We start from the raw sequence: 24,232 nt of genomic DNA, 5'->3' as shown, positions 1-24,232 counted from the left end.
CGCGGGGTAGAGCCGTGGTCGCGACCACGGCTCTACCTCGGCGGCCTCGGAGGCGCGGTGCGGGCGACCTGGAGACCGGTCTCCACCCAGGCGTCGAGGTCGCGCGGGTCCGCCAGGCGCGGACCGTCGACGACGACCCACCCCGCCATCGTGCGGGTGCCCATCGTCATCGGCCGGGCGCCGTGCTCCAGGGCGGCGGTGCGTCCGCCCGTGCCGACCCGCACCATGAGGGCGTCCCCGGTGATCGCGACCGCCATGCGCCCGTCCACGAGGAACGCGAGGCCGCCGAACATCGTCCGCTCCTCGAACGGGGCGCGGGGCGTCAGCACCGCGCGGACGCGGTCGGCGAGGTCCTGGCTGACGGCCATGGGTCCACTGTGGACCCCCGCCCGTCCCGGCGCAGCGGCGCGGGGCGCCCGTCCGGGCCGACGACCGCGCCGGACCGCTCGGCCGGAACGCTCGCCCGGACCGCTCGGCCGGAGCGCTCAGGAGATGACGAGCTCGAGCGTGCGCGGCCCGCTGCGGGTCGTGGCGTCGTGCAGGGTCGCCTCGATCAACCGGTAGGTGAGGCCCGAGCCGACCTCGGTCCCGATCACCGTGCCGACGAGCTCGCGCGCCGCGTCCAGCAGCCCGGCCGCGGACGACGGCGCCGCCGCCTCCCGGCGCACGAGGTGCCCGGCGAGCACGCCGCGCGTGTGCTTGGCGTTGTGCGAGACGACGGTGCGCTTCCCGGCGTGCTCGCGCACGACCCGCACCGCGACCCACTCGGCCGCCGACGGACCCGACGTCCGCGGCTTCCACGCGCCCACGTACGTCGCGGACCGGCAGTCCACGACGACGTCGCCCGCCGCGCGCTCGTCGAGCACGGGGGCGAGGTGCGGCCGCCACGCCGTGGCGAGCCTCCCGACGCCCGGTAGGTCCACCGCCATGGAGAGCCGGTACGCCGGGACCCGGTCGGCGGGGGAGAGCGCGCCCCACAGCCCCGACACGACGCGCACGTCCTCGCGGGCCCGACGCGCAGGCTCCCCGCCCGCGGCGAGCGCGCCCGCGAGGTCCGCGGCGCCGTAGAGCACGCCCGTGTACACGTCGGCCGCCGGACCGGCCGGGGCCGACCGCAGCACGGTGTTGCGCCGCACCTCCTCGGCGAGCCCCGGCGTCGTGCCCAGGACGTCGTGCGCGTCCGGCCGGGCGCTCGCGGCGGCGAGCGCGTCGAGGACCGTCACGCGGTGCGCGGTGAGCGCGGGGGAGGTCAGGGCGTCGAGGTCGACGGGCGGGGCGCTGTCGGGCGCGGGGGTCTTGCCCTCGGACGGGGGGAGCAGCACGAGCACCGGGTCACTCTACGAGCGCGCGCGACGTCGCCGCCGCGGGTGACCGGGGCCGACGGCGTGGGGTGCGTCACGGCTACGCTCGCCCCGTGGCCCAGGTGAAGATCTACGGACGGCGCAGCGTGTGGGGCGAGCGGCGCCGGGAGGTGTCCGACGCGCTGCACGACGCGCTCGTGCGCGCGTGGCAGCTCCCGCCGGACAAGCGGTTCCACCGCTTCCTGCTCCTGGACGACGACGACCTCGTCGCCCCGCGCTCGGACGCGTACCTCGTCGTCGAGGTCGTCTGCTTCACCGGACGCACGCGCGCGGCCAAGCGCGCGCTGATCACGGCGCTGTACGACGACGTCGCGCCCGCCCTGGGCGTGACCGCGGACGACGTAGAGCTCGTGATCCTGGAGAGCCCGCGCGAGAACTGGGGCATCCGCGGGGTCAGCGGCGACGAGCTCGCGCTGTCGTACCGCGTCGACGTCTGACCCGCATCGCGTCCCCTGCCTCGGGCGGAGGGGGGGCGGTCCGGAGCCCGGCGCGCGGCCGCTCAACCCGCCTCGGCGACGACGGCCAGCACCGCGTCGCCGTACCGGGCGAGCTTGTTCTCGCCGACGCCGCTCACCTGCGCGAGCCGCTCGAGCGAGCCGGGCCGGGCGGTCGCGATCCCGCGGAGCGTCGCATCCCCGAACACGATGTACGCGGGCACGCCCTGGGTCTTCGCCTCGCCCGCCCGCCAGGCGCGCAGCGCCTCGAAGAGCGGGACGTCGGCCTCGGCCAGCTCGGCGGCGGCCGCCGCCTTCCGTCCCTTCGCCGCCCGCACCGGACGAGCCGGCTCGTGCCGCATCCGGACCTCGCGTCGCCGGGCCAGGACCTCCCCGCTCCCCGTGGTGAGCACGAGCGTCCCGTGCGCGCCCTCGACGGTGAGCAGCCCCTGCGCGAGGAGCTGGCGCACCACGGCCCGCCACTCGTCCTCGGACAGGTCCTTGCCGACCCCGAACACCGACAGCTCCTGGTGCCGGAACCGGCGGACCTTCTCCGTGTCCCGGCCGAGGAGGATATCGACGACCTGCCCGACGCCGAAGCTCTGCCCGCGCTCACGCTCCAGACGGAACACCGTCGAGAGCACCTTCTGCGCGGCGACCGTGCCGTCCCAGGCCTCGGGCGGGGCGAGGCACGTGTCGCACGACCCGCAGCCCCCGGGGTGCTCCTGCCCGAAGTAGGCGAGGAGCTGGGCGCGACGGCACTCGACGGTCTCGCAGAGGGCGAGCATCGCGTTCAGGTGCTGGCCCAGGTTGCGCCGGTGCGCGGCATCGCCGTCGGATGTCTCGATGAGCTTGCGCTGCTGCACGACGTCGGCGAGGCCGTAGGCCAGCCAGGCGGTGGAAGGTAGCCCGTCACGCCCGGCCCGCCCCGTCTCCTGGTAGTACCCCTCGACGGACTTGGGCAGGTCGAGGTGCGCGACGAACCGGACGTCGGGCTTGTCGATGCCCATGCCGAAGGCGATCGTCGCGACCATGACCAGGCCGTCCTCGCGCAGGAACCGGGACTGGTTCGCGGCGCGCACCGACGCGGGGAGCCCGGCGTGGTAGGGCAGCGCCTGGATCCCGTTCGCGACGAGCGACGCGGCGGTCCTCTCGACCGACGCGCGCGAGAGGCAGTAGACGATCCCCGCCTCCCCGGCGTGCTCGGTGCGCAGCAGGTCGAGCAGCTGCTTCTCGGGCCGGTCCTTGGGCACGATCCGGTAGGTGATGTTGGGGCGGTCGAAGCTGGAGACGAAGTGCCGTGCGCCCTCCAGGTCGAGGCGCTGGGCGATCTCCGCCCGGGTGGCCGCCGTCGCCGTCGCCGTCAGCGCGATGCGCGGGACGGAGGGCCAGCGCTGGTGCAGCACCGACAGCTCGAGGTAGTCGGGCCGGAAGTCGTGCCCCCACTGGGACACGCAGTGCGCCTCGTCGATCGCGAAGAGCGCGATCGGCGTCCGGTCGAGGAGGTCGAGGGTGGCGCGGCTGCGGAGTCCTTCCGGTGCCACGTACAGCAGGTCGAGCTCGCCCGCCACGAGCGCGCGCTCCACGGCGCGGCGGTCCTCCGAGGACAGCGTGGAGTTGAGGAACGCCGCGCGGACGCCGAGCGCCGCGAGGGCGTCCACCTGGTCCTGCATGAGGGCGATGAGCGGTGACACCACGACACCGGTCCCCGCGCGGACCAGCGCGGGGATCTGGTAGCACAGCGACTTGCCCCCGCCGGTGGGCATGAGCACCAGGGCGTCGCCGCCGCCGACGACGGTGTCGATGATGGCAGCCTGCTCGCCCCGGAACGCGTCGTACCCGAAGACCCGCCGGAGCACGTCGAGCGTGGTGTCCGTCGCAGTGTCGGTCGCAGTCGCTGTGGCCACCCGGGCACCCTACCGAGGAGATCCGACACGACGGTCCCGGCCCGTCCGTCCACGCGCCGGGGCGCCCGTCACGGACGGCGGAGCTCGGCGGGCAGGTCGTCCCGGTGGCGGACGGCGAGGGACGTCACCGCGCGGGTCAGGCAGACGTACAGCCGCCGCAGACCCGTGACCCGATCGGGCTCGCCCCGGACCACGCCCTCCGGGTCGTCCAGCACGACGTGGTCGAACTCCAGCCCCTTCGCGAGCGACGCGGGCACGAGGTCGAGGCGCGCGTCGAACTCGACCGTGCCCGCGTCGTCCGTCGCCTCGCCGACGACCGCGAAGGCGAGGCCCGCCGCAGCGAGTGCCGTGCGTGCGACGTCGGTGCCGGCGTCGGGCACGATGAGCCCGACCGACCCCTCCCGGTCGAGCGCCGCGCGGACCAGCTCCACGAGCGGCCCCGTGGTGAGGACGAGCTCGCCCCGCGCCCGGCGGACGGCGACCGGCGGGTCGAGGTCCGGCGCGATGGAGGGCAGCAGGCGGGCCGCGTACTCGATGACGTCGCCGGGGACGCGGAACCCCGCGGTGAGCTGCTCCACGTGGCCGTCGGGCTTGCCGAGGTGCGTCAGCGCGTCGGTCCACGAGGAGACCCCCCACGGCGTCGTCGCCTGGGCCAGGTCGCCCAGCACCGTCAGCGAGCCGGTGCGCGCCCGGCGCCCGAGAGCGCGCAGCATCATCGGCGACAGGTCCTGCGCCTCGTCCACCACGACGTGCGCCACCGACGCGCCGCGGGCCAGCAGGTCCGCGACCTCGTCGAGCAGGACGAGGTCGGCCAGCGTCCAGCGGGCCGTGCCCGCCGTCCGGGAAGGTCGGGCCGGGCGCAGCAGCTCCTGCTCGGCAGCAGTGAGGACGCCGTCGGCGCTCGCGGCGAGGAACGCGGGGTCGACGAGGAGCCGGTGCAGCAGCGCCGTCGGCGTGACCTTCGGCCACACCGCGGCGGTGTAGTCCCGGACCGGGCGCGTGCGCGCGAGCGCGTCCCAGGCCCGCTCGTCGAGCGCCTCCCCGGACTCCTCGATCTGCACGAGGATCCGGTGCGCGAGCGCGTGCCGCAGGTGGTCGCGACCGGCGTCGAAGCGCGGCTCCCGGCCGACCACCTGCGCCACGCACTCGCGTGCCTCGTGCGCGGCGACGCGCCAGCGGCGCGCACCGCGCGGCAGCACGAGCGCCTCGGACGGCTCGACGAGGTGCGACCACACGGCGCGTCGGAGCACCTCGGCCAGGCGCCCGTCGCCCTTGAGCCGGGCGACCTCCGCGGGCTCCGTGCCGCGCAGGCGGCCGTGCGCCGTGACGATCTCCTCGACGGTGGTCTGGGTCGCGTCGACCTCGCCGAGCGCGGGCAGCACGTCGCGGATGTACCGCAGGAAGCTCGCGTTCGGCCCGACGACCGTCATCCCGGCGCGGCTCACGCGCTCCCGGTAGGAGTACAGCAGGTACGCGGCGCGGTGCAGCCCGACGGCGGTCTTGCCGGTGCCGGGCGCGCCCTGCACGACGACGGTCCGGTCGAGCCCGCTGCGCACGATGACGTCCTGCTCGGGCTGGATGGTGGCGACGATGTCGCGCATCGGCCCGGTACGGGGACGCTCGATCTCGGCCTCGAGGATCGCGGAGGGCTCGGCACCGGGACCCGGGGCGGTGAGCGTCTCGTCCTCGAAGCCGGTGAGAGCGCCCCGCTGGAAGCCGTAGCGGCGGCGGACGGCGACCCCCATCGGCTCGGTGCGGGTGGCGCGGTAGAAGGGCGTGCTCACCGGGGCGCGCCAGTCGACGACGAGCGGGTCGCCCTCGGGGTCGGAGACGTGGCGGCGCCCGATGTGGAAGACCTCGGCGGGTTCGTGGTCGGTGCCGTCGAGGTCGATGCGGCCGAAGAAGAGCGGGACCTCGGGGTCGTCGGCGAGCTGGGCGAGCCGACGGGCGAGCGCGGCCTCGAGATGCTCGGCGCTGACCCGGTCCCCGGCGAGGGCGTCGAGAGACCCGGCCAGCTCGCGCATGCGGGCGAGCTGCGTGCGGGCGTCGGCCAGGAACTCCTGCTCCCGGGCGAGCTCGCCCGACGTGTCGCCGGCGGGTGTCGTGCTCGGCGCGTCGGGGACGGACGGTACGGCGGTGGCGGGCACGACAGACCTCCGGGAGCAGTCTTCGAGGGGGGGCGGGACATCCTACGGGGCCATGACCCTCCGGCGGGCCGGTCGCTGGTCCGCCGAGCCGCCCGGGAGCGGTAGCCTTGCTGGCGCGGACGAGTCGGTCGGACGGTCGCGTCGGGGGGCCTCGTGCCTCCCGCCGAGGAACGTCCGGGCTCCGAAGGGCAAGGTGGTGGGTAACGCCCACCCGGGGTGACCCGCGGGACAGTGCCACAGAGAACAGACCGCCGCGTCGGGAAGGGCTCCGGCCCCGACCGGTGCGGTAAGGGTGAAACGGTGGTGTAAGAGACCACCAGCGGACCGGGTGACCGGTCCGGCTCGGTAAACCCCACCTGGAGCAAGGTCAGACAGACTGTGTCTGAGGGCTGCCCGCCCGATTCTCCACGGAGAAGCACAGTCGGGTAGACCGCTCGAGCCCTGCGGTAACGCAGGGCCTAGATGGATGACCGTCGCCCGTGCGAGGGTGACCTCGCGCGGGAACAGAACCCGGCGTACAGACCGGCTCGTCCGCATCCCACCGCCCGACCTGCGGCGTCGCAGGCAGGTTGCCCTCGGTCTGCACGAGGGCCACGAGACGGCTGGGGGTCTTCTTCGGCGGGTCGTGCTACAGCCAGTCGAGGTACTGCGGGCGGGCCTTCATCGCGTGGATCGTCAGTTCGTCCCCGGAGTCGAAGGTGAGGACGACGAGCTCGAGAACCCGCCCGGCAGGATCGACGCCGAGCAGGAGCCAGCGGCGCGGGTCGTCCTCGTCGTCGAGGGGTTCGCGCAGAAGTGCGTGCTCGACGGCGTAGAGGACGACGTCGTCGGTGAGGCGGTCCCGCGTGTAGTGCTTCCGTGCGGACTCGTGGAGCTTCACGCGACGTGGGCCCAGGCGCGGACGGCGGCGCGGATCGCCTCCGACTCGTTCGCCAGACCTTCTTGCTCGGCGCGCTCCCGGAGCGCGGTCAGGGTCTGCTCGTCGAGGCGGACCGTGACGGGCTTGCCTGGGCCGTCGCCGGCCGCGGGGCGGCCACGGCGGCGCTTGCGGAGAGCGGGCAGGTCGTATCCGGCCTCGGCCTCGTCCGCCCAGGCCTGGATCTGCTCGTCGGGGACCGGCTCTCCGTGGATGGTGCGCTGTTCCTCGCTCATAGGAATAACGTACACGAAAATGTGTGAGGCGTTCAGTCCGTTGCGGCGGCGCCGGGCCGCGGCGGCCGCGGGGCAGCGGGACGGCGTGCGAGCCACGGTGCGGCGTTAGGCTGTCGTGCCGCACCCGCCGCGGAGACGCCGGTCCGCCGGCTCGTCCGTCCGCCTCTCCCGGCACCACCGGGAGGACGGACCCGTCCTACTCGTGCCGAGGAGCACCATGTCGCACCACGACTCGCACACGCCTCCGCTCGCCTACGTCATCGCCGGCTCCGAGGCCACCGGCGGTGCCGGCATCCAGGCCGACCTCAAGACGTTCCAGGAGCTCGGCGCCTACGGCGTCGGGACGCTCACGTGCATCGTCTCGTTCGACCCGAAGAACGACTGGGGCCACCGCTTCGTCCCCGTGGACCCGCAGGTGATCGCCGACCAGTTCGAGGCGGCGACGGTCACGCACGAGCCGTCGGTCGTGAAGATCGGCATGCTCGGGACGCCCGCGACGATCGACGTCGTCGCCGAGTCGCTGCGCTCGCGCACGTGGGAGCACGTCGTGCTCGACCCGGTGCTCATCTGCAAGGGCCAGGAGCCCGGCGCCGCCCTCGACACCGACACGGCGCTGCGCGCGCAGGTGCTCCCGCTCGCGACCGTCGTCACGCCCAACCTCTTCGAGACGCGCACGCTCGCGGGCGTCGAGTCGATCGAGACGGTCGAGGAGCTCGTCGAGGCGGCGCGCAAGGTCCAGGCCCTCGGCCCGCGCGCCGTCGTCGCGAAGGGCGGCGTCGAGCTGCCCGGTCCCGACGCGGTCGACGTCCTGGTCGACGGCGACGAGGTGCACGTGCTGCGCACCCCGAAGATCGGCGAGGAGCGTGTGAGCGGGGCCGGCTGCACGTTCGCCGCCGCGATCACCGCGGAGCTCGCGAAGGGCGCCTCGGTGCTCGACGCCGCGCGCGTCGCCAAGCACGTCGTCACCGCCTCCATCGAGGACCGCGTGGCGTCGAACGCGCCGTTCGACGCGGTACGGGTCGGCGCGCGCCGCTGACCTCCTGCGGTGCGCCCGGGCCGCGCCTCACGACCCCGGGCCGACCCGTGCTCGACCAGCGATCACCCCTCGGACGTCTCGACGTCCCCTGACGGTCAAGGAATACTCTCGTCACCGTGAACGACCTCTCCCCTTCGGAACTGTCCCCGTCCCCGGGTGCTGCCGACGGCCCCGACCGGGTCTCCGCCGACGTCTCCGACCTCCCCGACGACACCGGTCACGCCGGGCGCGGCCTCGCGCGCCACGACGTCCCGGGCCCGCTGCGCGACGACGTCCGCCTCCTCGGCGGCCTCCTCGGCACCGTGCTGCGCGAGACGGGCGGCCAGGACCTGCTCGACGACGTCGAGCGCCTCCGCGAGCTCTCGATCCGTGCGTACGACGACCGGTCGGGCGCGGTGCTCGCCGAGGCCGAGGCGCTCGTCGAGGGCCTGTCCATGGCGCGCGCCGAGCAGGTCGCGCGGGCCTTCACGTGCTACTTCCACCTCGCGAACCTCGCGGAGGAGTACCACCGCGTGCGCGTCCTGCGGGAGCGCGAGGCGGAGTTCGCGACGCGCGCCACGACGCCCGACGACTCGCTGCCCGAGGCGTTCGAGCAGCTCGTCGGCGAGGTCGGGCGCGAGGAGGCGCTGCGGCGTCTGCGCCGCCTCGAGTTCCGTCCCGTGCTCACGGCGCACCCCACGGAGGCGCGCCGTCGTGCGGTCTCCGGCGCGGTGCGGCGCATCGCGACGCTCCTCGACGAGCGGGACGCGCAGCGCCTCGGTGGCACGTCGCTCGCGGAGAACGAGCGCCGTCTCCTCGCCGAGATCGACACGATGTGGCGCACCGCCCCCATCCGCGAGCACAAGCCGTCGGTCCTCGACGAGGTGAAGACGGCGCTCGGCGTGTTCGACGCGACGATGTTCGACACGTTCCCCACCGTCTACCGCCGCCTGGACGACTGGCTGCTGGGTGATGAGGCGGGGCGCGAGGAGCCGCTCGTGCGGCCGTTCGTCAGCCTGGGCACGTGGATCGGCGGCGATCGCGACGGCAACCCGAACGTCACCGCCGACGTGACGCGCCAGGCCGCGGCGATCGCGGCGGACCACGCGCTCGCGGCGCTCGAGCAGCAGGCGCGCGCCGTCGGGCGCAAGCTCACGCTCGACCAGGACGGCACGCCGCCGTCGGACGGTCTGCGCGCCCTGTGGGAGCGCCAGCGCCGGCTCTCGGAGGCGGTCACCGTCGCCGCGTCGGAGGCGTCGCCGCGCGAGCCGCACCGCGCGGTGCTGCTCGTCGTCGCGGACCGCATCGCCGCGACGCGGGCGCGCAACGCCGACCTCGCCTACCCGAACGCGGAGCAGCTCGAGTCCGACCTGCGCGTCGTCCAGGAGTCCCTCGTCGCGGCGGGCGCGCCCCGCGCGGCGTACGGGGACCTGCAGCAGCTCGTGTGGCAGGTCGAGACGTTCGGCTTCCACCTCGCGGAGCTCGAGGTGCGCCAGCACTCCCAGGTCCACGAGGGGGCGCTCGCCGAGATCGCGGAGAAGGGCCTGCACGGCGACCTCTCCGACCGCACGCGCGAGGTGCTCGACACGTTCCGCGCGCTCGGCGCGGTCCAGCAGCGCTACGGCATCCGTGCCGCACGCCGCTACATCGTGTCGTTCACGCAGAAGCCGGAGCACCTGGCGGCGGTGTACGAGCTCGCGGAGCTCGCGTTCGAGGGCTCCGACGAGGCGCCCGTGGTCGACGCGATCCCGCTGTTCGAGACCTTCGCCGACCTGCGGGCGAGCGTCGACATCCTCGAGTCGATGCTCACGCTGCCGCAGGTGCAGCGCCGGCTCGCCGAGAACGGGCGTCGCGTCGAGGTCATGCTCGGCTACTCGGACTCGTCCAAGGACGTCGGCCCGGTCTCCGCGACGCTCGCCCTGCACGACGCGCAGAGCCGCATCGCGCAGTGGGCCGAGCGCCACGACATCACGCTCACGCTGTTCCACGGCCGCGGCGGGGCCCTCGGCCGCGGCGGCGGCCCGGCGAACCGTGCCGTGCTCGCCCAGCCCCCGGGCTCGGTCGACGGCCGGTTCAAGCTCACCGAGCAGGGCGAGGTCATCCTCGCGCGCTACGGCGACCCGACGATCGCGTCGCGCCACATCGAGCAGGTCGCCGCGGCGACGCTGCTCGCGTCGGCGCCGTCGACCGAGAAGCGCAACGCCGAGGCGACCGAGCGCTACCGCGACCTCGCGGCCGCGCTCGACGAGTCGTCGCGCCGCCGGTTCCACGAGCTGGTGCGCGCGGACGGTTTCCCGCAGTGGTTCTCGCAGGTGACCCCGCTCGAGGAGGTCGGCCTCCTGCCGATCGGCTCCCGGCCGGCGCGTCGCGGGCTGTCGGTCTCGTCGCTCGACGACCTGCGCGCGATCCCGTGGGTGTTCTCCTGGTCGCAGGCGCGCATCAACCTCGCGGGCTGGTACGGGCTCGGCACGGCGTTGCGCGAGTTCGGCGACCTCGAGCTGCTCCGCGAGGCGCACCGCGAGTGGCCGCTCTTCGCGACGCTGCTGGACAACGTCGAGATGTCGCTCGCCAAGACGGACGAGCGCATCGCGGAGCGCTACCTCGCGCTCGGCGACCGCGACGACCTCGCGCAGGCGATCCTCGACGAGCTGCGGCTCACGCGCGAGCAGGTCCTCGCGGTGACGGAGAACGCGTGGCCGCTCGCCGGCCGGCGCGTGCTGGGCCGCGCGGTCCAGCTCCGCAGCCCGTACGTCGACGCGCTCTCGCTGCTCCAGGTCCGCGCGTTGCGCGGCCTGCGCTCCGGCGCGGAGGGCCCCGTGAAGGACGAGCTCCAGCACCTGCTGCTGCTCACCGTCAACGGGGTCGCGGCCGGCCTGCAGAACACCGGCTGACGTCCGGCACCCGCCACGACGGCCGCCACGTCGACCCGAGACCGGGTCCGTGGCGGCCGTCGTCGTCTGGACAGCCGTCCAGTTGTTGAATGAATCCTCAACCATCGCCCGGGTGAACGGCCGCTCACGGGGGTCTGGGTAAAGTCTTCGCCAGAGGCCTACCAGCCGCCGCTATCCGTGGGGTACTCTGGCGACGACCGACCACGCCGGAGTCCTGCTGTCGCCCGACGACGTACGAGAGCAGGGGCCCGACAGGTCGGGGCGTCGGGCAGGAGGCGCGGCACTCGTCGGGGTGGGCGAGGCAGGACGAAGGGCGGGGCAGTGTTGGTACAAGAGCTCGAACGCAGCGACACCGGAGCAGGGACGGGCGGCATCCGGCTGCTCGAGGAGCGCGACGCGAGCGTCGTGGACATGTGGGGTGAGATCGACGTCGCCCTGCGCAGCGAGGCGAGCGCCGCGCTCGCCAACGCGCTCGAACGCGACGTGCCCGTGGTCATCGACACGTCCAAGGTGACGTTCATGGACTCGACGGGCATCGCGTTCCTCGTGCAGTTCTACACGATCGGCTCCGAGGAGGGGCTGTCCGTGACGCTGCGCAACCCGCCGACGGTCGTCACCGACGTTCTCGAGATGCTCGGTGTGATCGAGATCTTCGGCACCGAGCACCACGAGGTCAGCCCGGCCTGACGGCACCGGCGCGCCCGGCCCCGGGGGACCGGGGCGCGCCGCGCGCACGACCGTCAGACGGCGTCGGCAGCGAGCGACGCGGCGCCCACGATCCCGGCCGCGTTGCGCAGCTGGGCGGGCACGATCGGCGCCCGCAGGTGCAGCAGCGGCAGGAAGTGCTCGTGCTTCTTGCTCACGCCGCCGCCCACGACGATGAGGTCGGGCGAGAACAGGTCCTCGACGACGCCGAAGTAGCGCTGCAGCCGCTCGGCCCACTGCGCCCAGTCGAGGTCCTCCCGGTCGCGCGCGGCGTCGGAGGCCCGCGTCTCGGCGTCGTACCCGTCGATCTCGAGGTGCCCCAGCTCGGTGTTGGGGAGCAGGTGGCCCTCGACGAGGAGCGCGCTGCCGATGCCGGTGCCGAGCGTCGCGACGAGCACGACGCCGTCCGCGTCGCGCGCGGCGCCGTAGCGCACCTCGCCTACGCCCGCGGCGTCGGCGTCGTTGACGGCGACGACGTGGCGCCCGGTCTCGCGCGCGACGAGCGCCGGGAGGTCGACGCCCGTCCACGACTTGTCGAGGTTCGCGATGAAGCGGACCACGCCGTGCTGGAGCGGGGCGGGGAACGCGACGCCGATCGGGACGTCCTGCGGGAGGTCGTAGGCGCCCACGAGCTCGGCGATCACCTCCGCGACGGCCTGGGGCGTCGACGGCTGAGGGGTGGGGATGCGGTGCCGGTCCTGCGCGAACTCGCCGGTGGCGAGGTCGACGGGAGCGCCCTTGATGCCGCTGCCGCCGACGTCGATGCCGAAGGCGGTACGGGGGCGTGCGCGGTCCGCAGGGGGTGCGGCGTGCGAGTCCTGGTGGGCGTTCATGGCAGTGTGAGGATCTCCGCTCCGTCGTCGGTCACCAGCAGCGTGTGCTCGAACTGTGCGGTCCGCGAGGCGTCCGCGGTGACTACCGTCCACCCGTCGTCCCACATCCGCCACTCGGACGTGCCGAGGGTGAGCATGGGCTCGATGGTGAAGACCATCCCGGGCTCGATCACCGTCGCGTGGTCCGGGGCCGCGTCGTAGTGCGGCACGACGAGGCCCGAGTGGAACGCGCGCCCGACGCCGTGGCCCGTGTACTCGCGCACGACCCCGTACTCGAAGCGGGCGGCGTAGCGCTCGATGACGCGACCGACGACGTTGATCTGGCGGCCGGGCGCCACGGCCTTGATGCCGCGGGCGAGCGCCTCGCGCGTGCGCTCGACGAGCAGCGCCGACTCCGGGTCCACCTCGCCGACGGTGAAGGTGGCGTTCGTGTCGCCGTGCACCCCGCCGACGTACGCGGTGATGTCGACGTTGACGATGTCGCCCTCGACGAGCTCCGTGGAGTCCGGGATGCCGTGGCACACGACCTCGTTGAGCGAGGTGCACAACGACTTGGGGAACCCGCGGTAGCCGAGCGTGGACGGGTAGGCGCCGTGGTCGAGGAGGAACTCGTGGCCCACGCGGTCGAGCTCGTCCGTCGTGATGCCGGGGGCGACGTGGCGCCCGACCTCGGCGAGCGCCTGCGCCGCGACGCGGGACGCGACCCGGATCCGGTCGACGGTCGCGGGGTCGTTGACCTCGCTCCCGTCGAAGGGCCGCGGCCCCGGTCGACCCACGTACTCGGGTCGCTCGATCGTCGGGGGGACCTGCCGCTGCGGCCCCACGACACCCGGCACGAGGGGGCCTCGGCGCCCGGGGGGTGGGGGAGCGGGGACGGGGGCGGTGCTCATGGCCGCCAGTCTACGAACGCGCGGGCGCCGTGGGCGGCCGGGTGGGGCCGTATGGGGGAGGATCGGACCATGAGCACCGGATCACGCTTCAGCGACGACGGCGAGCCCGCGGCCGCGGACGGGTACTACTTCGACACGCGCACCGGCGAGGTGCACCGCGGCCCGAGCGCGTCGTGGTCGCACCGCATGGGTCCGTACCCGACGCGCGAGGCCGCCGAGAAGGCCCTGGAGACGGCGCGCGAGCGCACCGACGCCTGGGACGAGGAAGACCGCCGCGAGCGCGAGGAGTGACTCACGCCCCGCCGCCCGGCCCGCGTCGGGTGTGGTCGGGTCGTCTCGGCCTCCTCCTCGCGGGGCTGGCGGTGGGCGCGCTGACGTTCCTCGTCGCGCTACAGGTGCGCGCGGTGTCGGGCGCCGGCCCGACGACGGTCACCCCCTCGGGCGGGGCCCTGCCGGCGGCGCCCGAGCCGGCGCCGTCGACGGCGTCACCCGGGCCGACCGTCACGGAGGCGGCACCCTCGCCCCCGCTCGCGGGCGTGACGGTCGCCGTCGACCCGGGGCACAACGGCGGCAACGGGGCGAACCCGCTCGTCGTCAACGCGCCCGTGCCGGACGGTCGGGGCGACACCAAGGCCTGCAACACCGTGGGGACGTCCACGGACTCCGGCTACCCGGAGCACGCGTTCACGTGGGACGTGGCCGGGCGGCTCGCGGCGCGCCTGACCGAGCTGGGCGCCGTCGTCGTGCTCACGCGTCCCGACGACGCGGGCGTGGGCCCGTGCGTCGACGCGCGCGGCCGGTTCCCGCAGGAGAACGGCGCGGACGTGCTCGTCTCGCTCCACGCCAACGGCACGGAGGACCGCCGCGCGCACGGGTTCTTCGCGATCGTGTCCGACCCGCCCGTGGACGAGGCGCAGGGCGAGCCGAGCGTCGCGCTCGCGCACGAGCTCGTGGCCGCGCTGACGGCGGCCGGGTTCGCGCCGTCGTCGTCGGTCGCGGCCGACGACGGTCCCGTCCAGCGGCGCGCCGACCTGGCGACGCTCAACCATGCCGAGCGCCCGGCGGTGATGCTCGAGCTGGGGGAGATGCGCAACCCGGACGAGGCCGCGGTCATGGAGTCGGAGGAGGGGCGCCAGCGCTACGCGGACGCCGTCGCGAGCGGCCTCGCCGCGTGGGTCACCGACGGCGGTGCGGGCGCGGGGTGACCCGGCGCCCGCACCGAGAGGTCAGCGGGCGAAGCTGTGCGCGTCGTCGGGGAAGGTCCCGCCGCGCACGTCGGCGGCGTAGTCGGCCGCCGCCTGGCCGAGCGCGGCGCCGATCTCGGCGTAGCGCTTGGCGAACCGGGGCGACCAGTCCGTCATCCCGGCCATGTCGGTCCACACGAGCACCTGGCCGTCGCACGCCGCGCCCGCGCCGATGCCGATGGTGGGGATGCGCAGGATCTCGGTGACGCGTGCGGCGACCTCGACCGGCACCATCTCGAGCACGACCGCGACGGCGCCCGCCTCGGACACGGCGAGCGCGTCCTCGCTGAGGCGCTCCGCGGCGTCGTCGCCCCGCCCCTGGACGCGCGGGCCGCCGAGCAGGTTCTCGGACTGCGGCGTGAAGCCGAGGTGCCCGACGACGGGGATGCCCGCGTCCGTGAGCGCACGGATCTGCGCCGCGACGCGTCGGCCGCCCTCGAGCTTGACCGCGCTCACGCCCGTCTCCTTGAGGAACCGGACGCCGGTCGCGAGCGCCTGCTCCGGGCCCGCCTCGTACGAGCCGAACGGCAGGTCCACGACGGTGAACGCGCGGCGCGCGGCGCGGGCGACGGCCCGGGCCGGCGGGACGAGGTCGTCGACCGTGACGGGCAGGGTCGACGCGTGCCCGTGCATCGTGTTGCCGATCGAGTCGCCGACGAGCAGCATGTCGATCCCCGCGTCGTCGAAGATGCGCGCGGTCACCGCGTCGTAGGCGGTGAGCATGGTGATCTTCTCGCCACGCTCCTTGGCCTCGGCGAGGTGGTGCACGCGGACGCGGCGCGGTCCCGTGCCGCCGGTCGCGGCGGGCTCGGGGGCGGTGTGAGCAGACATGACGGCCTTTCCTGGGTGCGGGAGGGGGGCGGACGACGCGCGGGGTGCCGCCGTCGTCAGGCGAGCGGCTCGCGCCAGCGGTTCGTGATCGGCAGACGGCGGTCGCGGCCGAACGCGAGCGCCGTGACCTTGGGGCCGGGCGGGTACTGGCGACGCTTCCACTCGGCGCGGTCGACGAGCGTCACGACCTTGTCGACGACCTCGGGGTCGAACCCGCGGGCGAGGAGCTCGGCGCGTCCCTCGGCGTGCTCGATGTAGGCGTCGAGGACCTCGTCGAGCAGGTCGTAGGGCGGCAGCGAGTCCTGGTCGGTCTGGCCGGGGCGCAGCTCCGCCGACGGCGGCTTGGTGATCGACGACTCCGGGATGGGCGGGATCTCGCCGCGGTCGAGCGCGGCGTTGTTGCGCCAGCGCGCGAGCTGCCACACGCGCGACTTGTCGACGTCCTTGAGCGGCGCGAACCCGCCGATGCTGCCCGCGTCGTAGATCGTGGCGTACCCGGTCGCGAGCTCGGACTTGTTGCCGGGCGCGATGACGAGGTGGCCCTCGCGGTTGGAGATCGCCATGAGGATCACGCCGCGCACGCGCGCCTGGAGGTTCTCCTCCGCGACGCCCTCCAGTGCGAGCTCGCCCTGGAACGCCTCGACCATGGGCGCGATGGGCTGGACGCGGTAGTCGGCGCCGAGCCGCTTCGCGAGGTCGGCCGCGTCGTCCTTGCTGTGGTCCGACGAGTACCGCGACGGCATCGAGACGCCGACGACGTTCTCGCCCCCGATCGCGTCCGCGGCGACGGCGGCGGTGAGCGCCGAGTCGATGCCGCCCGAGACGCCGAGCACGACCGAGCGGAAGCCGTTCTTGCGCACGTAGCCCGCGAGGCCCGTGACGCAGGCCCGGTACACCTCCTCGTCCGGGTGCAGCTCGGGGGCGCGCGGCCCGCGCGGGGCACCGTCGGCGGGGAGGTCCCAGACGAGCAGGTCCTCCACGAACTGCGGCGACGACGCGACCACCGTGCCCGCGGCGTCGGTGACGAACGAGCCGCCGTCGAACACGAGGTCGTCCTGGCCACCCACGAGGTTGACGTACGCGACCGGGGCGCTCACCTCGCGCGCGCGGCGCGCGGCGAGGTCCGTGCGGACGTGCCCCTTGCCCTCCTCGTACGGGGAGCCGTTGAGCACGAGCAGCAGGTCGAGCCCGTTCCCCGCCTCGTCGAGCGTCGCCATCTCGGCGACGGGGCCGCCGTCCTGCCAGATGTCCTCGCAGATCGCGATGCCGACGCGGCGCCCCTCGACCTCGACGACCGTCGTCGTCTCGCCGGGCGCGAAGATGCGGAACTCGTCGAACACGCCGTAGTTGGGCAGGTGGTGCTTGTCGTACGCGGCCTGCACGACGCCGTCGCGCAGCACGACGGCGCGGTTGGTCGGGAGGTCGGCGGGGGAGCCGGAGGCCTCGCGCTCCGCGGCGCCCGCACCGCGCGGCGCGCCCGAGGTGCCCACGGTGCCGAGCACGACGGTGACGGCGCCCAGCCCCTCGGCGTCGAGCCGGGCCGCGATGCCCGCGGCGGCGTCCCACGCCGCGCGCCGGAACGACGCCCGCAGCGCGAGGTCCTCGATGGGGTAGCCGGTGAGGGTCATCTCCGGGAAGGCGACGAGCTGCGCGCCCGCGGCCGCGGCCTCCCGGGTGCGCTCGAGGACCAGGGCGGCGTTGCCGTCGAGGTCCCCCACGCACGTGTCGACCTGTGCCAGCGCGACGCGCAGATCAGCCATGCGTCCACCCTAGACGAGCAGGGGGGACGGCTCGTCCGGGGGGCCGCCCCGCGGCACGACGTCCAGGACACGACCGTGTCACCCGTTCGTCACACGGATCAGGCAGGATGTACCGCATGGACAGGCAGCAGGAGTTCGTGCTCCGCACGGTCGAGGAGCGCGACATCCGCTTCATCCGGCTCTGGTTCACCGACGTGCTCGGCATGCTCAAGTCGGTGGCGATCGCGCCGGCGGAGCTCGAGTCGGCGTTCGCCGAGGGGATCGGGTTCGACGGCAGCTCGATCGAGGGCCTCACGCGCGTGTACGAGGCCGACATGATCGCCAAGCCGGACCCGACGACGTTCCAGGTGCTCCCGTGGCGCGGCGAGCGGCACGGCACCGCGCGCATGTTCTGCGACATCCTCACGCCCGACGGCGAGCCGTCCCTCGCGGACAGCCGCAACGTCCTCAAGCGTGCGCTCGCCCGGGCGAGCGACAAGGGGTTCACGTTCTACACGCACCCCGAGGTCGAGTTCTACCTGTTCAACCAGCCGGCCGACGCCGGGTCGCCGCTCGTCCCGGTCGACCAGGGCGGGTACTTCGACCACCTTGCCCGCGGGAGCACGCACGACTTTCGGCGCGCCGCGATCACGATGCTCGAGTCCATGGGCATCTCCGTCGAGTTCTCCCACCACGAGGCGGGGCCAGGGCAGAACGAGATCGACCTGCGCTACGCCGACGCGCTGACCACGGCCGACAACCTCATGACGTTCCGCACGGTCGTCAAGGAGGTCGCGCTCGAGCAGGGCGTGTTCGCGTCGTTCATGCCCAAGCCGATGGCCGACCACCCCGGCTCGGGCATGCACACGCACCTGTCGCTCTTCGAGGGCGACCGCAACGCGTTCCACGAGCCCGGCGCGCAGTTCGAGCTGTCCAAGACGGCGCGCCAGTTCATCGCGGGCCTGCTCGTCCACGCCGCGGAGATCACCGCGATCACCAACCAGTACGTGAACTCGTACAAGCGCCTCTGGGGCGGCGCCGAGGCCCCCAGCTACGTGTGCTGGGGCCACAACAACCGCTCCGCGCTCGTGCGCGTGCCCATGTACAAGCCGGGCAAGGGCAACTCGAGCCGCGTGGAGTACCGCGCGCTCGACTCGGCCACCAACCCGTACCTGGCGTTCGCCGTCATGCTGGCGGCCGGGCTCAAGGGCATCGAGGAGGGCTACGAGCTCCCCGAGGAGACCGAGGACGACGTCTGGGAGCTCACGGACGCGGAGCGTCGTGCGCTCGGCATCAAGCCGCTCCCGCAGTCCCTCGACGAGGCGATCCGCATCATGGAGGGCTCCGAGCTCGTCGCCGAGACGCTGGGCGAGCACGTGTTCGACTTCGTCCTGCGCAACAAGCGCCAGGAGTGGGACGCGTACCGCGCGCAGGTCACCCCGTTCGAGCTGAAGCGGTTCCTCCAGGTCCTGTGAGCGGGTCCACGACGACGTCCGGTCGGTCCGGCGGTTCCCGCCGGCCCACGCTCACGGGTCGGCTCGCGCGGTTCGGCTTCGCCGACATCACGCGCTCGGCCGGCCTGCTCGCGGACCCGGACCTGGCGCTGCTGCTCGACCCGGGCGCACGGTCCGACGACGACGGTCCGGAGGCCGGTGCGGCCGACCCGGCGGGCGTCGTCGACGACGAGCTGCTCGCCGCCTTCGGCCAGGCCGCCGACCCGGACCTCGCGCTCCTGCAGGTCGTGCGGCTCGCGGGCGCGCTGCGCCCCGAGGTCGAGGCGAGCGGCGCGCTCGCGGACCTCGCGCGGGGCACCCTGCGGCCCGGCCCGGCGCGTGACCGTCTGCTCGCGGTGCTCGGCGCGTCGGTCGCGCTCGGCGACGACGTCGTGCGGCGCCCCGCGCTGCTCGAGGTCGTCGCGGACCCGACGCCGGGAACCGGGGTGGCCGCGGGCGACGTGCGGGCGGAGCTCCTGCGCGCCGTGGGCGCCGACCCGGATGCCGCCGTCCCGGTCGCGGACGAGCCGGGGCCCGAGCGGGTCGACGCGCTGCGCCGCGCCTACCGCGAGCGGATCCTGCGCATCGCGGCGACGGATCTCACCGTGACCGACCCGCTGACCCGCATGCCCGCGGTCGGCGCCGCGCTGGCGGACCTCGCGGCCGCCGCGCTCGAGGGCGCGCTCGCCGTCGCGCGCGCGGAGCTCGACGACCACGGCGCGGGGGTGCGTCTCGCGGTCATCGGCATGGGCAAGTGCGGGGCGCGCGAGCTCAACTACGTCTCCGACGTCGACGTGATCTACGTCGTCGAGCCCGCCGAGGGCTTCGACGAGGGGTACGCCAGGACCGTGGGGGCGCGCCTCGCGACGAGCCTCGCGCGCGTGTGCTCGGGCACGTCCGGCGAGCCCGCCCTGTGGCAGGTCGACGCCGCGCTGCGACCCGAGGGCAAGCAGGGCCCGCTCGTGCGCACGCTCGCGAGCCACGTCGCGTACTACGAGCGCTGGGCCAAGACGTGGGAGTTCCAGGCGCTGCTCAAGGCACGCACCGTCGCGGGCGACCGCGACCTCGGGCGCGCGTACGAGGACGCGATCGCCCCGTTCGTGTGGTCGGCGGCGGGCCGCGAGAACTTCGTCGAGGACTCGCAGGCGATGCGCCGCCGCGTCGAGGCCCACGTGCCCGCCGCGGAGGCGGACCGCCAGCTCAAGCTCGGCAAGGGCGGCCTGCGCGACGTCGAGTTCACGGTGCAGCTGCTCCAGCTCGTGCACGGGCGGTCCGACGACTCGATCCGCAGCCGCAGCACCCTCACCGCGCTCGCCGAGCTCGCGGCCGGCGGGTACGTGGGGCGCGAGCACGCGGCCCGGCTCGGCGTCTGCTACCGCTTCCTGCGCTCGCTCGAGCACCGCATCCAGCTCTTCCGGCTCCGGCGCACGCACCTGCTCCCGACGGCCGACGACGAGCTGCGTCGTCTCGCCCGGTCCCTCGGCATGCGGACCGAGGGCGCCGCGGGCCTCACCGAGCGGTGGCGCGCGACGCGGCGCGAGGTGCGCGGCCTGCACGAGGAGATCTTCTACCGGCCGCTCCTGCCGGTCGTCGCGCAGCTCTCGCCGGACGAGGTGAGCCTGGCGCCGGAGGCCGCGAAGGCCCGCTTCGCCGCCATCGGCTACCGCGACCCGGCCGGCGCCATGCGGCACGTCACCGCGCTCATCGAGGGCGTGAGCCGCCGCGCCGCCATCCAGCGCCAGCTCCTGCCCGTGATGCTCGGCTGGTTCGCCGAGGGTGCGGACCCGGACGCCGGGCTGCTCGCGTTCCGCACGCTCTCCGAGACGCTCGGCACGACGCACTGGTACCTCCAGCTCCTGCGCGACTCCGGGTCGGCGGCGCAGCGGCTCGCGCACCTGCTGTCGAACTCGCGCTACATCGCCGACGCGCTCGGCCGCTCGCCCGAGTCCGTGCGCTGGCTCGCGGGCGACGCCGACCTCGTCCCGCGCGGCATCGAGCGCCTCGCGGCGGAGACCGACGCGATCCTCACGCGCGCCGACGAGGTCGAGCCGGCCACGGTGAGCCTGCGCGCCGTGCGCCGACGCGAGCTCGCGCGCACGGGCGCCGCCGAGCTGCTCGGCGTCGTCGACCCGGTCGACGCCGCGCGGAGCATCTCCGACGCGGCGGACGTCGTGCTCGCGGGCGCGCTCCGGGTCGCGGAGTTCGTCGCGCGCGACGAGCTCGGCTACGACGCGCCGGACCCGTCGTCCGCGCCGTCGCGGCTGCTCGTCGTCGCGATGGGGCGCCTGGGCGGCCGGGAGATGGGCTACGGCTCGGACGCCGACGTCATGTTCGTGCACGACCCGGCGCCCGGCGCGGCCGGCGACGCCGCCCAGGCGTACGCGCTCGCCGCGGCGACGCGGCTGCGGCAGCTGCTGTCCGCCGTCGGGCCGGAGCCCGCGCTGCCCGTGGACGCCGACCTGCGGCCCGAGGGGCGCACCGGCCCGCTCGTGCGCTCGCTCGCGTCGTACACCGAGTACTACGAGCGCTGGTCCAGCGTGTGGGAGGCGCAGGCGCTCCTGCGCGCGCGGCCCGTCGCGGGCGACGTCGCCGGGCTCGGCGAGGCGTTCACCCGGGTCGTGGACGAGCGGCGCTACCCGGCCGGAGGTCTCGACCTCGCGCACGTGCGCGAGGTGCGGCGCATCAAGGCCCGGGTCGAGGCGGAGCGGCTCCCGCGCGGGGTGGAGGCGTCGCGGCACCTCAAGCTCGGGCGCGGGGGGGTCTCCGACGTCGAGTGGACCGTCCAGCTCCTCCAGCTCCAGCACGCCCACGAGGTCCCCGCGCTGCGGACCACGTCCACGGTGGACGCGCTCGACGCCGCGGTCGACGTCGGGCTCGTCGACCCCGACGACGCCGCGACCCTCGGCGAGGCGTGGCACCTCGCGTCGCGCCTGCGCAGCGCGCTCGTGCTGTGGTCCGGGCGCACGACGGGCACGACGGTGGACGTGCTGCCGCACGACCGCTTCGCGCTCAACGGCCTCGCGCGCGTGCTCGACCTGCCGGGCGTCGACACGGGCGCCGAGCTGGAGGAGCACTACCTCCGCACGGCCCGCCGGGCTCGCACCGTCATGGAGCGCGTCTTCTACGGCGAGGACTGACCGGGGGCCGTGCGGGGACGGTCAGATCGTGCGCGGGGCGCGTGCGAGGTTGGCCCGCAGCTCGTCGGCGTCCTGCCGCGCGACGTACGCGGGGCGGTCGCGCTCGACGCGCCACGACTCCGCGAGCGGGCTCGTGTCGACGCTGTCGAAGCCGAGCTCGTCGTAGAACCGCTCGACCCACGCGGCGGCCTCGGGGAAGTCGCTCGACGTCGCCAGCGCGCGGCGCCCCGGCGTCCCGGCGGGCGTGCCGTCGGTCGTGATGTGCGGCGCCTGGATGTGGTTGAACGCCTTCGCCACCTTCGACGCCGGCAGGTGCTCCTGGAGCAGGTCCGACGACGTCGTCTCGCCGCGGTCGAGCGCCTCGACGTGGCCGTCGCGCTCCCAGTAGTAGTTGTTCGTGTCGAGCACGATCTTCCCCGCGAGCGGCTCGACCGGGACGTCGCGGTAGGCGTGGAACGGCACCGCCACGACGGCGACGTCGGCGGCCCGCGCCGCCTCCTCCGCGGTCGCCGCGCGGGCCTGCGGCCCGAGCTCGGCGACGAGGTCGTCGAGCGTGCGGGGGTCGCGCGAGTTCGCGATGACCACGTCGTACCCCTGCCCGACGGCGGCCCGCGCCACCTGGGAGCCGATGTTGCCTGCGCCGATGATCCCGAGAGTCGTCATGGTCATCGACAACGCACCCGCGGCGTCACTATTCCGCCCGCCTCGTCGTCCGGGCCGTTGTGGCATCCTGACGACGTCCGAGAGGGGGCCCCATGATCGACCCGCTGGTCGCCACGTTCGCGATCCTGGCGCTCGCCGTCGTGGGCTTCATGACGAACCGCCTGCCGCTCGTCGTCGTCGCGCTGTTCGTGCCCGTCGCGCTGTGGGCGACGGGCGTGCTCCCGCTCGACGAGGCGCTGGGCGGCTTCAGCGACCCGATCGTGCTCTTCATCGCGTCGCTCTTCGTGCTCAGCGAGGCGCTGGACGCGACCGGCGTCACGGCGTGGATCGGGCAGTGGCTCGAGCGGCGCGCGTCGCTCGGGCGCGCGGGCCTGCTCACGCTCATGGTCGGCGTCGCGGCGCTGCTCGCGGCGGTCATCAGCATCAACGGCGCCGTCGCGGCGCTGCTCCCCGTCGCGGTGGTCGCGGCGGCGCGCGCCGGCATCGTGCCGTCACGCATGCTCATCCCGCTCGCGTTCGCCGCCGGCGCGGGGTCGCTGCTCACCCTCACGGGCACGCCCGTGAACATCATCGTCTCCGAGGCGGCGGCGGAGGCCGGCGGCCGCGAGTTCGGCTACTTCGAGTTCGCGCTCGTCGGCGTCCCGCTCGTCCTCGCCACGGCCGTGCTCGTCGTGACGCTCGGCGACCGGCTGCTGCCCGAGCGCGTGCCCGAGCACCTGGCCGACACCGCGACCGACCCGCGCGAGCGCGTGCGCTCGTGGCGCGAGAGCTACACGCCCGACCTCGACACCGGTCGCCTGTTCACCGGCGGCACCGGGGTCGTCGAGGTGGTCATCGCGCCGCGCTCGTCCCTCGTCGGGCGCACCGTCAGCCCGGGCATGACGACGCGTGACGAGGGGCTCGTCGTCGTCGCCCTGCGCCGCGGAGAGGGGCACCCGTCGGCGTCCGACGCCGAGCGGGCGTCCGGGACGCTGACCCTCCAGCCCGGCGACGCCGTGCTCGTGCGCGGTCCGTGGGACGCGCTCCACCGGTACACGCAGTCGCCGGACGTCCTCGCGGTCGACTCGGCGCGCAGCCTCCAGCGCGGCGTCCCGCTGGGCCGCGGGTGGCGGCGCTGCCTCGCCGTGCTCGTCGTGACCATCGTGCTGCTCGCGACGGGCGTCGTCCCGCCCGTCATCGTCGGCCTGCTCGCCGCGGGCGCCCTCGTGGTGACCGGCGTCGTCACCGTGCCGCAGGCGTTCCGCGCGATCTCGTGGGACACCGTCGTGCTCATCGCGGCGCTCATCCCGCTGTCCGCGGCGTTCGTCTCGTCCGGGGCGGCGGAGGCGATCGCCGGCCTCGTGCTCCGGCTCACGGGCGACGGGTCGCCACGCCTCGCGCTGCTCGTGGTGTGCGTGCTCACGCTCGTGCTCGGGCAGTTCATCTCGAACGTCGCGACGGTCCTCGTCATGGCGCCCGTCGCGGTGTCGTTCGCGCAGACGCTCGACGTGAGCGTGCTGCCGTTCATGATGGCGCTCACCGTCGCCGGTGCGGCGGCGTTCCTCACCCCGATCGCCACGCCCGTCAACCTCATGGTCCTGCAGCCCGGCGGGTACCGGTTCGGCGACTACTGGCGCCTCGGCCTGCCGCTCGCCCTCGTCTTCCTCGCGGCCGCGGTCCTGTACGTGCCGCTCGTCTGGCCGTTCTGAGCGCGAGCGACGACCGTCCCGCGGTCACCCTGGCACGACGTCGCAGGTCGTGGCACGGTATACCGCGTCGCGCGGGCACCGGGCCTGCGACGACGCACCTGA

General features: G+C 74.6%; 20 protein-coding genes and 1 other RNA gene. 10 read left to right on the top strand and 11 right to left on the bottom strand.

The genetic code is table 11. The features are described from left to right. Positions 1-32: 32 nt before the first annotated feature. A complete protein-coding gene (locus tag AC3WT4_RS02240; RefSeq protein ID WP_400112367.1) occupies positions 33-368 on the bottom strand; it encodes a TfoX/Sxy family protein in 336 nt (111 codons plus the stop codon). A 117-nt stretch (positions 369-485) separates the two neighbouring features. Further along, complete coding sequence (locus AC3WT4_RS02235; protein WP_492314575.1) at positions 486-1,328, bottom strand: YaaA family protein; 843 nt, start codon at positions 1,326-1,328, stop codon at positions 486-488. A gap of 86 nt (positions 1,329-1,414) precedes the next feature. Between AC3WT4_RS02235 and AC3WT4_RS02230 the strand changes: the two genes are divergently transcribed. Further along, complete coding sequence (locus AC3WT4_RS02230; protein ID WP_074809650.1) at positions 1,415-1,798, top strand: tautomerase family protein; 384 nt, start codon at positions 1,415-1,417, stop codon at positions 1,796-1,798. A 62-nt stretch (positions 1,799-1,860) separates the two neighbouring features. Here the strand turns inward: AC3WT4_RS02230 and recQ are convergent, their stop codons facing one another. After that, entirely contained in the window at positions 1,861-3,702 is a 1,842-nt protein-coding gene (gene recQ / locus AC3WT4_RS02225) for a DNA helicase RecQ (RefSeq protein WP_074809649.1), read from the bottom strand. 68 nt (positions 3,703-3,770) lie between these two features. Continuing rightward, the gene (locus AC3WT4_RS02220) at positions 3,771-5,849 is read right to left on the bottom strand and encodes a HelD family protein (RefSeq protein WP_492314574.1); all 2,079 of its coding nucleotides are present in this window, start codon (positions 5,847-5,849) and stop codon (positions 3,771-3,773) included. A 120-nt stretch (positions 5,850-5,969) separates the two neighbouring features. Here AC3WT4_RS02220 and rnpB point away from each other — a divergent pair. Next, positions 5,970-6,383: RNase P RNA component class A (gene rnpB, locus AC3WT4_RS02215), an RNA gene on the top strand. 94 nt (positions 6,384-6,477) lie between these two features. Here the strand turns inward: rnpB and AC3WT4_RS02210 are convergent. Next, positions 6,478-6,729, bottom strand: coding sequence for a toxin (locus AC3WT4_RS02210; protein WP_400112357.1), 252 nt, complete (start codon positions 6,727-6,729; stop codon positions 6,478-6,480). Continuing rightward, positions 6,726-7,001 (bottom strand): ribbon-helix-helix domain-containing protein, encoded by a 276-nt coding sequence (locus tag AC3WT4_RS02205; RefSeq protein WP_074809647.1) that lies wholly within the window; start codon positions 6,999-7,001, stop codon positions 6,726-6,728. Before AC3WT4_RS02205 ends, AC3WT4_RS02210 begins: the two co-directional genes overlap by 4 nt. Before the next feature lie 217 nt (positions 7,002-7,218). Here AC3WT4_RS02205 and thiD point away from each other — a divergent pair, with 217 nt between their 5' ends. The 3 genes from thiD (at position 7,219) to AC3WT4_RS02190 (ending at position 11,594) form a co-directional block, all read left to right on the top strand. After that, complete coding sequence (thiD, locus tag AC3WT4_RS02200; RefSeq protein ID WP_492314573.1) at positions 7,219-8,037, top strand: bifunctional hydroxymethylpyrimidine kinase/phosphomethylpyrimidine kinase; 819 nt, start codon at positions 7,219-7,221, stop codon at positions 8,035-8,037. A gap of 260 nt (positions 8,038-8,297) precedes the next feature. Next, positions 8,298-10,907, top strand: coding sequence for a phosphoenolpyruvate carboxylase (locus AC3WT4_RS02195; protein ID WP_034653917.1), 2,610 nt, complete (start codon positions 8,298-8,300; stop codon positions 10,905-10,907). A gap of 321 nt (positions 10,908-11,228) precedes the next feature. Further along, a complete protein-coding gene (locus tag AC3WT4_RS02190; protein WP_021482430.1) occupies positions 11,229-11,594 on the top strand; it encodes an STAS domain-containing protein in 366 nt (121 codons plus the stop codon). Between the two features lie 53 nt (positions 11,595-11,647). On the opposite strand, the gene ppgK is transcribed toward AC3WT4_RS02190, so the two are convergent. Continuing rightward, positions 11,648-12,445 carry a polyphosphate--glucose phosphotransferase gene (gene ppgK / locus AC3WT4_RS02185; protein WP_108048370.1) on the bottom strand — a complete coding sequence of 266 codons (798 nt, stop codon included), beginning with the start codon at positions 12,443-12,445 and terminating at the stop codon, positions 11,648-11,650. Beyond that, positions 12,442-13,335: a type I methionyl aminopeptidase gene (map, locus tag AC3WT4_RS02180; RefSeq protein ID WP_492314572.1), complete on the bottom strand. Its 894-nt coding sequence runs from the start codon at positions 13,333-13,335 to the stop codon at positions 12,442-12,444. Before map ends, ppgK begins: the two co-directional genes overlap by 4 nt. A gap of 69 nt (positions 13,336-13,404) precedes the next feature. Between map and AC3WT4_RS02175 the strand changes: the two genes are divergently transcribed. Next, complete coding sequence (locus AC3WT4_RS02175) at positions 13,405-13,626, top strand: hypothetical protein (RefSeq protein WP_108048367.1); 222 nt, start codon at positions 13,405-13,407, stop codon at positions 13,624-13,626. After that, the gene (locus tag AC3WT4_RS02170) at positions 13,623-14,540 is read left to right on the top strand and encodes an N-acetylmuramoyl-L-alanine amidase (RefSeq protein ID WP_186810388.1); all 918 of its coding nucleotides are present in this window, start codon (positions 13,623-13,625) and stop codon (positions 14,538-14,540) included. Before AC3WT4_RS02175 ends, AC3WT4_RS02170 begins: the two co-directional genes overlap by 4 nt. Positions 14,541-14,561: 21 nt before the next feature. On the opposite strand, the gene panB is transcribed toward AC3WT4_RS02170, so the two are convergent. Beyond that, positions 14,562-15,410, bottom strand: coding sequence for a 3-methyl-2-oxobutanoate hydroxymethyltransferase (gene panB, locus AC3WT4_RS02165; protein WP_492314571.1), 849 nt, complete (start codon positions 15,408-15,410; stop codon positions 14,562-14,564). A gap of 56 nt (positions 15,411-15,466) precedes the next feature. Next, positions 15,467-17,170, bottom strand: a complete 1,704-nt coding sequence (locus AC3WT4_RS02160; protein WP_492314570.1) for an NAD+ synthase — start codon at positions 17,168-17,170, stop codon at positions 15,467-15,469. A 116-nt stretch (positions 17,171-17,286) separates the two neighbouring features. Between AC3WT4_RS02160 and glnA the strand changes: the two genes are divergently transcribed. Continuing rightward, positions 17,287-18,624: a type I glutamate--ammonia ligase gene (gene glnA / locus AC3WT4_RS02155; protein WP_021483141.1), complete on the top strand. Its 1,338-nt coding sequence runs from the start codon at positions 17,287-17,289 to the stop codon at positions 18,622-18,624. Further along, entirely contained in the window at positions 18,621-21,779 is a 3,159-nt protein-coding gene (locus tag AC3WT4_RS02150; protein ID WP_492314569.1) for a bifunctional [glutamine synthetase] adenylyltransferase/[glutamine synthetase]-adenylyl-L-tyrosine phosphorylase, read from the top strand. Before glnA ends, AC3WT4_RS02150 begins: the two co-directional genes overlap by 4 nt. Positions 21,780-21,800: 21 nt before the next feature. Here the strand turns inward: AC3WT4_RS02150 and AC3WT4_RS02145 are convergent, their stop codons facing one another. Continuing rightward, positions 21,801-22,508 (bottom strand): NADPH-dependent F420 reductase, encoded by a 708-nt coding sequence (locus tag AC3WT4_RS02145; protein ID WP_492314568.1) that lies wholly within the window; start codon positions 22,506-22,508, stop codon positions 21,801-21,803. A 26-nt stretch (positions 22,509-22,534) separates the two neighbouring features. Between AC3WT4_RS02145 and AC3WT4_RS02140 the strand changes: the two genes are divergently transcribed. After that, entirely contained in the window at positions 22,535-24,130 is a 1,596-nt protein-coding gene (locus AC3WT4_RS02140) for an SLC13 family permease (protein ID WP_286185824.1), read from the top strand. The last annotated feature ends 102 nt before the right edge of the window (positions 24,131-24,232 follow it).

Source organism: Cellulosimicrobium sp. EB106-03-01-XG111, assembly GCF_058792115.1.
The sequence above is the reverse complement of the archived record's forward strand: the minus strand, read 5'-3'. Positions and strand labels throughout refer to the sequence as shown.